The 12,497-nt window shown below is 72.7% G+C and carries 11 protein-coding genes; 5 read left to right on the plus strand and 6 right to left on the minus strand.

Annotated features, from left to right (window positions below; all coding sequences use genetic code 11):
• Positions 1 to 141: 141 nt before the first annotated feature.
• Positions 142 to 537: a hypothetical protein gene (locus SACE_RS29110; protein WP_009951500.1), complete on the plus strand. Its 396-nt coding sequence runs from the start codon at positions 142 to 144 to the stop codon at positions 535 to 537.
• A 3-nt stretch (positions 538 to 540) separates the two neighbouring features.
• Here the strand turns inward: SACE_RS29110 and smc are convergent, their stop codons facing one another.
• A complete protein-coding gene (smc, locus tag SACE_RS29115; protein ID WP_011874935.1) occupies positions 541 to 4,479 on the minus strand; it encodes a chromosome segregation protein SMC in 3,939 nt (1,312 codons plus the stop codon).
• Positions 4,480 to 4,584: 105 nt separating this feature from the next.
• The gene (locus SACE_RS29120; RefSeq protein WP_009947591.1) at positions 4,585 to 4,869 is read right to left on the minus strand and encodes an acylphosphatase; all 285 of its coding nucleotides are present in this window, start codon (positions 4,867 to 4,869) and stop codon (positions 4,585 to 4,587) included.
• A 167-nt stretch (positions 4,870 to 5,036) separates the two neighbouring features.
• Here SACE_RS29120 and SACE_RS29125 point away from each other — a divergent pair, with 167 nt between their 5' ends.
• Entirely contained in the window at positions 5,037 to 5,555 is a 519-nt protein-coding gene (locus SACE_RS29125; protein ID WP_009947590.1) for a hypothetical protein, read from the plus strand.
• On the plus strand, positions 5,555 to 5,743 hold the full coding sequence (locus SACE_RS29130) for a hypothetical protein (protein WP_009947589.1): 189 nt from the start codon (positions 5,555 to 5,557) through the stop codon (positions 5,741 to 5,743). Before SACE_RS29125 ends, SACE_RS29130 begins: the two co-directional genes overlap by 1 nt.
• 4 nt (positions 5,744 to 5,747) lie before the next feature.
• On the opposite strand, the gene SACE_RS29135 is transcribed toward SACE_RS29130, so the two are convergent.
• From SACE_RS29135 to SACE_RS29145, 3 genes are all read right to left on the minus strand, one after another.
• The gene (locus SACE_RS29135) at positions 5,748 to 7,070 is read right to left on the minus strand and encodes a hypothetical protein (protein ID WP_011874937.1); all 1,323 of its coding nucleotides are present in this window, start codon (positions 7,068 to 7,070) and stop codon (positions 5,748 to 5,750) included.
• A gap of 129 nt (positions 7,071 to 7,199) precedes the next feature.
• Entirely contained in the window at positions 7,200 to 7,823 is a 624-nt protein-coding gene (locus SACE_RS29140) for a nucleoside/nucleotide kinase family protein (RefSeq protein WP_009947586.1), read from the minus strand.
• Complete coding sequence (locus SACE_RS29145) at positions 7,824 to 9,203, minus strand: sugar porter family MFS transporter (RefSeq protein WP_009947585.1); 1,380 nt, start codon at positions 9,201 to 9,203, stop codon at positions 7,824 to 7,826. It abuts the gene before it with no gap.
• 180 nt (positions 9,204 to 9,383) lie between these two features.
• Here SACE_RS29145 and SACE_RS29150 point away from each other — a divergent pair, with 180 nt between their 5' ends.
• A complete protein-coding gene (locus SACE_RS29150) occupies positions 9,384 to 10,376 on the plus strand; it encodes a LacI family DNA-binding transcriptional regulator (protein WP_009947584.1) in 993 nt (330 codons plus the stop codon).
• Here SACE_RS29150 and SACE_RS29155 read toward each other — a convergent pair whose 3' ends face one another.
• The gene (locus SACE_RS29155) at positions 10,377 to 11,984 is read right to left on the minus strand and encodes an MFS transporter (RefSeq protein ID WP_009947583.1); all 1,608 of its coding nucleotides are present in this window, start codon (positions 11,982 to 11,984) and stop codon (positions 10,377 to 10,379) included.
• A 129-nt stretch (positions 11,985 to 12,113) separates the two neighbouring features.
• Here SACE_RS29155 and SACE_RS29165 point away from each other — a divergent pair, with 129 nt between their 5' ends.
• Positions 12,114 to 12,485, plus strand: a complete 372-nt coding sequence (locus SACE_RS29165) for a winged helix-turn-helix transcriptional regulator (RefSeq protein ID WP_009947582.1) — start codon at positions 12,114 to 12,116, stop codon at positions 12,483 to 12,485.
• Positions 12,486 to 12,497 lie beyond the last annotated feature (12 nt).

Here is a 12,497-nt window from a genome sequence, read left to right on the forward strand (position 1 = left end):
CCTCAGTGGGACGCTCGATCGACGGGAGCTGGTTGCTCAGTGTGAGTCACTCGGCTGAGGGGCCCGCACTTCGGCGGATTCTTCCCGACGTCGGTGAACAATGATCGCCAGGTCGGTTGGCGTCGTCGGGACGGGGTCGCAGTGAACAGCAACCAGCGCGGTGGACTCGAGGAGCGCGGCGCGATCGGCTCGGTCTGGCAACCCGGCGAACCGGCCGAGGTCAGCGACCCGGGAGAGCACGAGGACGTTCGCGGGCGGCTGGCCGCCTACTCCGCGGGGATGCTCGACGGCGTCGAGTGGCTGACCGTGCGGACCCACGTCGCCGAGTGCGAGCTGTGCCGGTCCGAGCTCGCCCGCCCGGTGGTCTGGAACCGCGCGTCGCCGCAGCGCATCCTGCCCGCCGGCGTCGTGCACGTGGCGGGGCGCCCGGAGAGGGGCGCGGCGACCGCGCTTCGCAACCTGCCGCACTGGGCACTGCTGTTCATGGCCGCGCTGGTCGCCGGGGTCATCGCCTACGGCTCGACCCAGCCCTTCTGACCGTCATCGCAGCGGATCGGCCGGAGCCGCGTCGAGTTCGCCCTGCTCGGACGCTTGCGCGGGATCAGCGCCCGATTCCTCGGCCGCCCCACCGGATTGAGCAGCGTCGCCGTCGGATTCCGCCGCAGCTACGTTGGATTCCACGGCAGCGCGGTCGGCCGCCCCACCGGGTTCCGCCGCAGCTACATCGGCCGTCCCGTCGGATTCTGCCGTAGCCACCTCGGCAGCTCCGTCGGACTCCGCGGCGGCGCCGTCGGATTCCTGGGCATCGGCCGGCGACGACTCCGCCGTCGCGGATGCCGCTTCGGCGGCTTCGCCGCCTTCGCCGCCCGCGGGCGCGGGCGCGGACGACTTGCCCGCCTTGCCACCGCGCAGCCGCTGCGAGATCACGGTGGTGATGCCGTCGCCGCGCATGGTGACGCCGTAGAGGGCGTCGGCGATCTCCATCGTCGGCTTCTGGTGGGTGATGATGATCAGCTGCGAGGTCTCGCGCAGCAGGTCCAGCAGCGTGATCAGCCTGCGCAGGTTGGTGTCGTCCAGCGCCGCCTCGACCTCGTCGAGCACGTAGAACGGCGAGGGCCGGGCGCGGAAGATCGAGACCAGCATGGCCACCGCCGTCAGCGACTTCTCGCCACCGGAGAGCAGCGACAGCCGCTTGACCTTCTTGCCCGGCGGACGGGCCTCGACCTCGACGCCGGTGGTGAGCAGGTCGTCGGGGTCGGTGAGCACCAGCTTCCCGGCACCGCCGGGGAACAGCACGGTGAAGACCTTCTCGAACTCCGCGGCCACGTCGTGGAACGCCGAGCTGAAGACCTCCAGGATCTTCTCGTCGACCTCCTTCACCACGTCGAGCAGGTCGCGCCGGGTCGCCTTCAAGTCCTCCAGCTGGGTGGACAGGAACTTGTAGCGCTCCTCCAGCGCCGCGAACTCCTCCAGCGCCAGCGGGTTCACCTTGCCCAGCAGCGACAGGTCCTTCTCGGCGCGCTTGGCCCGCCGCTCCTGGGTGGAGCGGTCGAAGGGCACCGGCGGCGGCTCGCTGACCTGCTCGCCGCGCTCCTTGGCCGCCTCGTACTCGGCGATCTCGGCCGGGCTCGGCGGCACCGGCACGGTCGGCCCGTACTCGTCGACCAGGTCGTCGAGGCCGATGCCGAAGTCCTCGATGATCTTGACCTCGAGCTGCTCGATGCGCAGCCGCTGCTCGGCGCGCACCACCTCGTCGCGGTGCACCGCGTCGGTGAGCTTCTCCAGCTCGCCGGAGAGCTCCCGCACCCGCGCCCGCACCGCGCCGAGCGCCTGCTCGTGCTCGCTCTGCTGCGCCTGCGCGGTGTCCCGCTCCTGCGTCGCGGTCCGCAGCGACGCGGCGATGCGCTCCAGCGCCTTCTCGCTGCCCTCGACGACGGCCTTGGCGACCCGCGCGCCGCGCTCCCGCGCCCGGCGCGCGGCTTCGGCGCGCGCCCGCGCCTCGCGCTCGTGCCGGGCCGCGCGGCGGAGCTGGTCGGCGCGGCCCTGCACCGCACGGGCCCGCTCCTCGGCGGTGCGCTGCCCGAGCCGGGCGTCCATCTCCTCCTGGCGGACGGCGGTCAGCTCGGCGTTGAGCCGGTCGCGCTCGCCGGTGTCGGGCTCGGCCTGCTCCTCCTGCTCGGACTTGACCGCGGCCAGCCGCTCCTCCAGGTCGGCGAGCTTGGCCAGGGCGTCTTCGCGGGAGCGCTCGACGTTGGTGCGCTGGACGCGCACGCGCTCGACCTCGGCGGTGGCCGAACGGGCGGCCTTCTGCAGACTGGAGAGGCGTTCGGTGCTGCGGGCGCGGCGCACCTTGGCCTCGTTTATCTGGTCCTTGATGGCGCGGACCTCGTCGCGCCGGGCCTCCTCCTCGGCCCGCGCGCCTTCCAGGGCGGCGGCGTGCTGTTCGAGCCTGCGCTCGGCGGCGGCCAGCTCGCGCTCGGCCTCGTCGACCGCGGCCTGCACCTCGATGACGCTCTGGCTGTCGGCGGAGCCGCCGGTCGCCCAGTGCCCGCCGAGCACGTCGCCGGTGCTGGTGACCGCGCGGACCTCGGGATGCCTGCCGACCAGCTCGCGCGCGGTGGCCAGGTCGTCGACCACGGCCATCCGGTCGAGCACTGCGGTGACGGCGGGCCGCAGGCCGTCGGGGGCCCGCACCAGGTCGACCGCCCAGCGCGCGGAGCCGTCCAGCGCCGGCCACGCCGACCGGTCACCCTCCACAGTGGATCCTCCGACCAGGATGCCCGCCTGGCCCGCGTCGTCGGAGCGCAGCAGCTCCAGGGCGGCCACCGCGTCGCCGACGCCGCTCACCGCGACCGCGTCGGCCACCGCGCCCAGCGCCGCCGCCAGCGCGGCCTCGGCACCCGGCTCCACGGTCAGCAGCGCCGCGACGGAGCCGAGCAGTCCCGGCACCCGGTCCCCGGCGGCCAGCAGCGCGCCCGCGCCGTCCTTGCGGCGCAGCCCCATCGACAGCGCCTCCACGCGCGCCTTCCACGACGCGATCTCGCGCTCGGTGGCGCGCTCGGCGCGCACCAGCTCCTCGACGCGCGCCCGCGCCGCGTCGCGCGCCTCCGCGCTGGTCGCGCGCCGGTCCTCCAGACCCGCGTCGTCGGAGTCGTAGCCGTCGCTCTCCTCCTCGGCGTCGGCGGCGGCGCGCTCGGCGACCTCGGCGCGCTCCTCGGCCTCGGCCAGCGCGGTGGACAACCGCTCTATCTCGTCTGCGGTGTCACCGGCCTTGCTGCGCATCGACTCGACCTGACCGGCCAGCCGCGCGGCGCCCTCCCGGCGGTCGGCGATGGCCCGGACCGCCGCCATGTGCGCCTGCTCGGCGGCCTTGAGCGAGGACTCCAGCTCCGAGCGCCGCCGCACGACCTCCGACAGCACCTCGCGGGCCTGCTCCATCTCCTCGCGCAGCTCGATCTCCTGCTCGGCGGCCTCCTCCGCCTCGGCCTCCAGCTGCTCCGGGTCGCGGCCTGCGCGCTGCTCGGCGGTCTGCGCGGTCAGGTGCCGGTGGCGTTCGGCGGCCAGCCGCAGCGTGCCGTGCAGCCGCTCCTCCAGCGCCGACAGCCGGTACCAGGTCTCCTGGGCGCGGTTGAGCCTCGGCGCGTCGGCGGCGAGGTTCTCCTCGAGCGTCTTCTCCTCCGACTGCGCGAACTGCAACGCGCGCTCGACCTCGGCGCGCTTGACCTTCGCGGTCTCCTGGTCGGCTTCGTCGCGCGCCAGCTCGGCGCGCGCGGTGACCAGGTCGTCGGCGATGAGGCGCAGCCGCGCGTCGCGCAGGTCGGCCTGCACCGTCTGCGCCTTGCGGGCGATCTCGGCCTGCTTGCCCAGCGGTTTGAGCTGCCTGCGCAGCTCGCTGGTCAGGTCGGTCAGGCGGGTGAGGTTGGCCTGCATCGCGTCGAGCTTGCGCAGCGCCTTTTCCTTGCGCTTGCGGTGCTTGAGGACGCCTGCGGCCTCCTCGATCAGCCTGCGGTGCTCGTCGGGCTTGGCCTGCAGGATGTTCGCGAGCTGGCCCTGGCCGACGATGACGTGCATCTCGCGGCCGATGCCGGAGTCCGACAGCAGTTCCTGCACGTCCATCAGCCGGCACGAGTTGCCGTTGATCTCGTACTCGCTGGCGCCGTCGCGGAACATCCGGCGGGTGATGGAGACCTCGGTGTACTCGATCGGCAGCGCGCCGTCGGAGTTGTCGATGGTCAGCGTGACCTCGGCGCGGCCGAGCGGGGCGCGGCCCGCGGTGCCGGCGAAGATGACGTCCTCCATCTTGCCGCCGCGCAGGTCCTTGGCCCCCTGCTCGCCCATGACCCAGCGCAGCGCGTCGAGCACGTTGGACTTGCCGGAGCCGTTCGGGCCGACGACGCAGGTGATGCCGGGTTCGAAGCGCAGCGTGGTGGCCGATGCGAAGGACTTGAAACCCTTGAGGGTCAGGCTCTTCAGGTGCACGGCTTCGATCGACCTTCCCGCATGTCAGGCGCCCGCTCGGCGCTACCACGTCCGGAGGAGCCTACCCGCGAACGCGGTCCCGCCCCCGCAGAACCGCTCGGGTCGTCAGCGCTCCACGAATCCGGTCAAGCCACCTTTCGGCTCCGACCACTGCTCCGCGACGTGGTCGACGTCGCCGGGGGTGTCCGGCGAGCGCAGCGCCTCCAGCAGCCGTTCGCACGACTCGCGCGGTCCTTCGGCGACCACTTCCACCCGGTTGCCGGGCAGGTTCGTCGCGCTGCCGGCGAGTCCCAGCTCCAGCGCCCTGGCCCGGGTCCACCAGCGGAACCCGACGCCCTGCACCCTGCCGTGCACCCATGCCGTCAGCCGTGCCTGCTGTGCGTCCGTCACGGCCGACCATGATGCCGCACCGGCCAGTGGTTCTGCCTAGCAGGGTGGTACGGACCTGCGGAAACGCCCGCACCCGGCGGTCGGGCGGGGAACGGGTTGCGGCGATCAGTACGGTATCCGTTGCCAACGCGGGGTTTTGCGCAGATCCGAGGAGAGCAGGACAGGCGATGGACCCGATACCGCTGGAAGACCCGGACGCCCGCCCGAAACGCCTGGTCGTGCTGGCGACCTCCGGGATGGTGATCGCCACCGGCTTCGCCACGATCGCGGCGATGGTCCTCGGCAGCCAGCGCCACACCGAGGCGACGCCCGACGTCGTGCTCGACCCGACCTCGTCGCGCGCTCCCTCGCTCACCTGGACCACGCCGCCGCCGATGCTCCCGCCGCCGCTGAGCAGTTCGGAGGCCGTGTCGAGCACCTCCGGCAGCGAGGACCCGACCTCGTTGACGACGTCGTCGACCTCCCCGGACGCGCCCGGCGTGCCGAGCAGTCCCGGCGACACGGTGCCCCCGCCTCCGCCGCGCCCGACGGGCACCGACACCACGACCACGCCCACGGAAGACCCGCCGCCGTCGACGACGCCCACCACGCCGTCGGAAACCCCCACCAGTTCCAACGACCCGACGACCAGCTCGCACACCGGCCCGAACACCACGAACAGCGGGCCGGCCAGCTCCACCGGCTGATGGGACTCGCGATCCACGCCTGCCGGTCGCTGTGCTCCTGGCACCGCACGCCCGCGACGCTGGACGGGCTGCCGTTGCTGGCGTGCCGGGGATGCGGCTCCCAGTGGGTGCGAAGCGAGCCGTGGACGCCGATCGACCACACCGGGCGGATTCCCGACGAGGTCCGCGAAGAGGCCGCGAAGCGGTAGCGCCTCAGATGTCCAGGACGCCGTCCACCGCCTCTTCCGGCGGCGGTAGCTGCCCGGTTTCCAGGTCCTCCATGAGGTGCACGTCGGCGTGCGTCTCCGAGGTCGGACGGCCGACCTCGTCGAAGACCCGCCAGCGGCGGCGCAACCAGCCGCCGGGCAGGTGCGGGTGCCGGAAGGCCAGCCGGACCCGCAGGTCGGGCCACTCGCCTTCGATTTCGCTGCGGGCATCGGACAGGCGCAGGTACCTCCCGGCGTCTTCGAACCGGGCACGTTCGCGCTCGGCGTGCTCCTCGACCTCGTCGGCGTCGAAGCCGACGAGCGGCCAGCAGCGGTCCGCGATGTCGATGCTTCCGACCTGCGGCAACGCTTCCGCCCGCGCGCTGAGCGGATCGATGCGGAGCAGTTGCCGCGTCCTCGTGCCGGCCAACGCCCACAGGAAGCCACCGCACTCGGCGGCGGCGCGCGGCCATCCGGTCCCCAGGTCGACGCGGACGCGCTCGCGGCCGGACTCCGGGTCGTGCCCGGTGGCCACGAGCGGGTAGCGGTCGCCGAGCGGCTGATGCGCGAGCGCACCCAGGGCCCACCGCAGGCCTCCCGCGCGGAGCCCGTAGCGGGTCACTTCCTCGGGGTCGTGCCAGGGCGTCCACGGGCCCGCACCACCCAGGTTCCACAGTGGTGGTTCCATGTCCGGTTCGCGCTTCTCGTACTGCTCGTACTCGATGCGGTCCGGTAGCGGTTCGGTGAGACGCAGGTGTTCGGCGTGGTAGGCGTAGCCCCACCCGGTGACCGTTCGCGGGTCGCCCATCGGTACGGCCGTGGGCGGCTTCCCGTGCACGCGCAGGTAGATCCCGTCGGGCCGCGGTGTCACGGACTCGGTGGGGCGGTCGACCGCGATCGTGCGAGCACCGCCGTCCTCCGCCACGACGACGAGCCGGCTTCCGGGCCTCGGCGGCGGTACCGGCGCCACGCCCGGCCCTCCGGGCGTGCCCGGGTCCGGGGAGCGCGAGTCGACGCACCAGGCCGCGCCGCGGCCGACCGCGACCAGGTCGGCCCCGCCCGGATCGGCTACCTGGCGCAGACCGCCCTCGTCGACGCGGCCGATCGGACCGCCCGTGCCCTGCTGGACCCACAAGCGGTAGTGGTCGGTCACGACCCAGGTGGCGGAATCCGGAGCGGGCGGCGGCAGCTCGCGCCAGTCCACGACGGCGCGCGGCAGCGCGGTGTCCGGGTCCACCAGAGCCGCGACCGGCTGGAACTCGTCGAGCACCCACAGCAGGCCGTCCAGCGGCACGAGGTGGCCGGGACGGAGAAAACGCTTGTTCCGCAACGAAAACACCCCGCGCACTCGACGTACCGGAGGACGAAGCCTCCGGGCGCGGGGCCGGAGGCCATCGCAGGGCGGGAAACCACCGCAGGCGGTTTCCGCTCCCGGAGAGCGGCCGAGTGAGGACTTCGCCTACTCCGGATCCCCGTCGACGACCACGTCGGCGCGGACGCGGGTCGGCGAGACCAGCTCGGCGTTGCGCTCATCGCTGCGGTGCACCCATTCCCGCGCCTGCGCGGGCGACTTGCCGTAGCGGACGTGGCGGGCGATCAGCCGGTCGACGCGGACCTGGTCGTCGGGGGCGAGGAACCACGCCTCGTCGAGCAGGTCCCGCACCGCCGCCCACGGCCCGCGGTCCAGCAGCAGGTAGTTGCCCTCGGTGATCACCAGCGGAACCTCCGGCCCGACGGCGATCGCCCCGGCGTAGGACTCCTCCACCTCGCGGTGGAACTCCGGCGCGTACACGACGTCGCCGCCGGGTTCGCGCAGCCGTCGCAGCAGCGCGACGTAGCCCGCCGCGTCGAAGGTGTCGGGCGCTCCCTTGCGGTCGCGGCGGCCGAGGCGCCGCAGTTCGGCCTCCGCCAGGTGGAGGCCGTCCATCGGCACCAGCACGGCCGCCGGGCCGAGCTCGCGCAGCACCGCCTCGGCGACCGTCCCCTTGCCCGAGCCCGGCGGTCCGGTGATGCCGAGCACGCGCCGCTGTCCGGATTCGGCCAGGGCTCGCGCCCGCTTGACCAGATCGTCGAGCCGGACCATCTACTCGCCCTTCTGCCCGCCGCGAAGCGACTTCTCGATGTCCTCCAGGCTACGGCCCTTGGTCTCGGGCAGCTTGCGGTAGAGGTAGATCATGCCCGCCAGGCCGAGCACGCCGTAGAGCCAGAACAGGCCGGTAGCGGTGAACGCCTGGATGAGGGTCAGCACCGAGATCGAGATCAGGAAGTCCAGGCCCCAGTGGGTCACGGTGCCCACGCCCGCGGCCTTGCCGCGAACGGCGGTCGGGAAGACCTCGCTGTTGATCAGCCAGATCGCCAGGCCCAGGCTGGCGGCGAAGGCCGCCTCGTAGACCATCAGACCGATCGTCAGCAGGGTGCCGAGCCCCTGGACGCTGGGCAGCAGGTAGAGCGCGCCGAGCCCGAACAGCACCGCGATGACCACGCCGGTGCCGCCGATGAGCAGCGGCCGGCGGCCGACCTTGTCGATGAGCAGCAGCGCGATCGCGGTGAAGACCATGTTGGTCGCGCCGATGCCGACCGAGGACAGGATCGCCGCCGAGTCGCCGAGCCCGGCCTGCTTGAGGATGGTCGGCGCGTAGTAGATGACGGCGTTGACGCCGACGAGCTGGTTGGTGGCCGCGACGGCGACGCCGAGCAGCACGGCCGGGCGCAGCCGGGGCCGGAACAGGTCGCGGTAGGAGAAGCGGCTCTCCTCGCGCATCGTCGCCGACATCTCGGCCAGCTCGGCTTCGGCCTCCTCGGGGCCGCGGGTGCGCAGCAGCACCTGCTTCGCCTCCTCGGTGCGGCCCTTGGCGAGCAGCCAGCGCGGGCTCTCGCTGAGCATCGACAGCCCGACCAGCATCGCCACCGACGGCACCACGGCCAGCCCCAGCATCCAGCGCCAGCCGCCGCTCTCGGCGAAGGCGTAGCCGACCAGGTACGAAACGAAGATGCCGATGGTGATCATGAGCTGGTTCAGCGACACCAGCCTGCCGCGGGTCGCGGGCGGCGCGATCTCGGCGATGTAGGTCGGCACCACCAGCGAACTGGTGCCGATGGCCAGACCGAGCAGCACCCGGGCCACGATCAGGACCGCGGTGCCGGTGGCCAGCGCGGAGAGCAGCGCGCCGACGGTGAACACCGCCGACACCAGCAGCAGGGTGCGCTTGCGGCCGGCGCGGTCGACCACCGGGCCGCCGCCGACGGAGCCGGCGATGGCGCCGAGCAGCAGGGACGCGACCACGATCTGCTGCATGCCCTCGCTGAGCTGGAAGGCCGGGGCGATGTAGAGCAGCGCGGCGGAGATGACGCCGGTGTCGTAGCCGAAGAGCAGGCCGCCGAGAGCGGCGATGGCGGAGGCGCCGACGACCGTGGCGCGACCGCGCTGTTCAGGTCTGGAGGGGCTGAGCTGTGCGGTGCTCATCTGGGGTGCCTTCCTGGCCCGGGCGTCATCGCCCGTTGTCGGTCGGCGCCGTCGCCGTTGGCGGGGCGTAAAGCGCCTTGGTCTGCGAGTGAGCGGAACCGTAAACCGAAGTTAAGCGCTTGCGCAAGCGCTTGCCTGATACTGTTCGCGGCACAGCCGGGACTCGAAGGGGAGCAGGCGATGGCGACGATGGCCGATGTCGCCCGCATGGCGGGCGTGTCCACCGCGACGGTTTCGCACGTCATCAACGGCACCCGGACCGTGCGCGAGGAGACCCGCAGGGTCGTGCAGGACGCGATCGAGAGCACCGGCTACAGCCCCAACACCCTGGCCCGGTCGCTGGCCACGGCCAGCAGCCGCTCGATCGCGGTGGTCATGTCGGCGATCACCAACCCCTACTTCGGCCAGGTGCTGCAGGGCATCGAGACCGAGGCGGTCCGCCGCGGGTACACGCTGCTGCTCGCCGAGTCGCGCGACGACCCCGACCACGAGCTGCACGTGGTGCGGGGGATGCACGAGCGCCGCGTCGACGGCGTGATCCTGGCGCCCTCGGCGCTGCCCCGCCAGACCCTGGACTACGTCGCCGCGCAGCGGCTTCCGGTCGTGCTGGCCGACCGGGTCATCGACGACCGCTACGACCAGGTCGGCCCGGAGAACACCGCGCCGATGGCCGAGCTGGTCGACCACCTCGCCGCGGCGGGCCACCGCCGCATCGGTTTCGTCGCTGGGCGGCGCGGGCTGTCCACCACGGAGGAACGCGTCCGCGGCTACCGCGAGGGCCTGCGCCGCAACGGCATCGAGCCCGATCCGGAGCTGCTGGTCGAAGGCCGCTCGGTCACCGACACCGCCGTGGCGGCGACCCGGCGGCTGCTCGCGCACCGTCCGACAGCGCTGATCACCGCGAACAACGGCATGACCATCGGGGCGATGCAGGCGCTCGGCGAGGCGGGGCTTTCGGTGCCCCGCGACATCGCCCTGGTCGGCTTCGACGACTTCCCGTGGGCGGAGTGGTTCTCGCCGCGGCTGACCGTCATCGCACAGCCCTGCAACGACATCGGCACCGAGGCGACGCGCCTGCTGCTGCGCCGCATCGCCGACCCCGACGCCGCACCCGAGACGCATCGGTTGCGGTCCCGGTTCGTGCACCGCGATTCCTGCGGCTGCAACGGCTGATCACCCGCTGGTTCGGGAAGTCCTGAGCAGCACCGCGGTCGCGATCGCGGTCACCAGCAGGACCGCGGCACCGGCGGCGGAAGCCACGCGGACGCCGTGGTCGAACGCGTTCGCGGTGAGCACCTGGAGATCGGCGGCGTGTTCGGGCGACAGATGCCGCCGCACGTCCGCTACGGCACCGACGGATTCACCGACCGACGCCGCGTCCACCGGCCCGAGGTAGGGCGGTGGCGGCACGGCGAAGCGGTACGAGATCGCCAGCACGGATCCGAGAACCGCCACGGTGACGCCCGCGGAAAGCTCGAACGACGTCTCCTGGACGGCGGCGGCCTCTCCGGCCCGGTGCGGGCTGACCGTGCCGGTGGTCAGGTCCGATCCGGCGGTCATGACGACTCCCGCGCCGAATCCCGCGACGACCAGCATTCCCGCGATCAGCGGATATCCGGCGGAGTTCCCGGCGACGACGAACACGACCAGGGCCGAGGCGAAGGCGACCAGCGCGGCGGCCATGGCCCGCCGGTGCCCCCAGCGGTTGGAGCCCCACGGCGCCAGGGCGGCGCCGAGCGCGTTCGCCGCGGCCAGCGGCACCACGGCCGCACCGGCCTGCAACGGGCTGTGCCCTCCCGCCTGCTGGAGCCACTGCGTCAGCAGGAACAACGTCGCGACGTAGGTGCCGAAGCAGCCGAAGATCGCCAGCGCTCCCGCGCTGAACCGGCGATCCCGGAACAGGCCGAGGTCCAGCAGCGGATGCCGCAGTCTCCGCTGCCGCACCCCGAACCACACCAGGAGGGCCGACCCCGCGAGCCCGACAACGGCCGACGCGGGTGTGAGCCCGGACGGGTCGGCGATCTGCTTCAGCCCGTAGACGAACCCGCCGAGGCCGCACATCGACAGCAGAGCGCTCGGCAGGTCCCAGCGACGTGGAACCGGGTCGCGGGACTCCGGGATGACGCGGACGCCGACGACCAGCACCACGGCCACGATCGGCACGTTGACCAGGAACACCGCGCCCCAGTGGAAGTTCTCGACGAGAGCCCCGCCGACCAGCGGGCCGAGCGTGGTCCCGACGCTGTGCGCGGCGGTCCAGAGCCCGATCGCGATCGTGCGTTCCCGGGCGTCGTCGAACACGTTGCGGATGATGGCCACGGTCGCCGCCATGATGAGCGCGGTCCCTGCGCCGAGGGCCGCCCGCGCGGCGATCAGCTGCGGTGCGTTGTCCGCGAAGGCCGCCGCGAGGGAGGCGAGCCCGAACACCGCGAACCCGGCGATCACGACCCGCCTGCGCCCGACGCGGTCGGCCAGCGTCCCGCAGGTCACCAGCAGCGCGGCGACCGTCAGCGAGTACACGTCGACGATCCAGAGCAGCGCCGGGGCGCTCGGGCTCAGGTCACGCGCGAGGCTCGGCACGGCCACGTGCAGGACCGTGAGGTCGAGGCCGGTCAGCAGCAGGCTGGTGCAGAGCACCGCGAGCACCAGCCACCGCGGTGCCGTCCGGGGCCTCGCGTTCGGTTCGGGCGGCGTCGGCTCGTCGATTCCGGGCGGCGCCGGCGGTTCGGTCGGCGCGATTGCTGGGTTCTGCTCTTCGGCTTCCGGGCACCTCGTCGTCACGCACCTCAGCCCAGACCAGGTGAAGGCCCGCCACAAGTAGGCAGTTTCCCGTGCGTTAGGCACATTCGGTATACCGTCGCAGTTCGCGGAGCCGGGGGATGCCGCATTTTCCGGGACTACACTGGGCGGGTGAAGAAGGTGCGGATCCGCGAACGCATCGAGGAGATGTCCGACTACTGCGACGTCGAGGTCGCGCTGGTCGTCGTCGGCGGCAAGTGGAAGCTGCTCATCCTGAAGTACCTGGTCGACGGCCCGCAGCGGTTCGGCGAACTCCGCCGCGCACTGCCCGGGATCACCCAGCGGATGCTCACCCGGCAACTGCGGGAACTGGAGAACGACGGAATCGTCTCGCGCACCGTCCACGCCGAAGTGCCGCCGCGCACCGAATACCGGCTGACCGAGATCGGCGACAGCCTCCGCGCATTGATCAGCGACCTCGACGAATGGGGCAAGTGGTATCGCGGCCACCTGCTGAGCCGCGCCGACGCACCCGATTCCTGAAAAGCGCGGACG

The sequence above is a fragment of the Saccharopolyspora erythraea NRRL 2338 genome (assembly GCF_000062885.1).
In the GTDB taxonomy this organism is placed as follows: Bacteria; Actinomycetota; Actinomycetes; order Mycobacteriales; family Pseudonocardiaceae; genus Saccharopolyspora_D; species Saccharopolyspora_D erythraea.

Coding starts and splice junctions, on each gene's coding strand:
- SACE_RS29130 (WP_009947589.1), top strand. CDS start 5,555: ATGGGACTCGCGATCCACGCCTGCCGGTCGCTGTGCTCCTGGCACCGC.
- SACE_RS29150 (WP_009947584.1), top strand. CDS start 9,384: ATGGCGACGATGGCCGATGTCGCCCGCATGGCGGGCGTGTCCACCGCG.
- SACE_RS29125 (WP_009947590.1), top strand. CDS start 5,037: ATGGACCCGATACCGCTGGAAGACCCGGACGCCCGCCCGAAACGCCTG.
- SACE_RS29145 (WP_009947585.1), bottom strand. CDS start 9,203: ATGAGCACCGCACAGCTCAGCCCCTCCAGACCTGAACAGCGCGGTCGC.
- SACE_RS29140 (WP_009947586.1), bottom strand. CDS start 7,823: ATGGTCCGGCTCGACGATCTGGTCAAGCGGGCGCGAGCCCTGGCCGAA.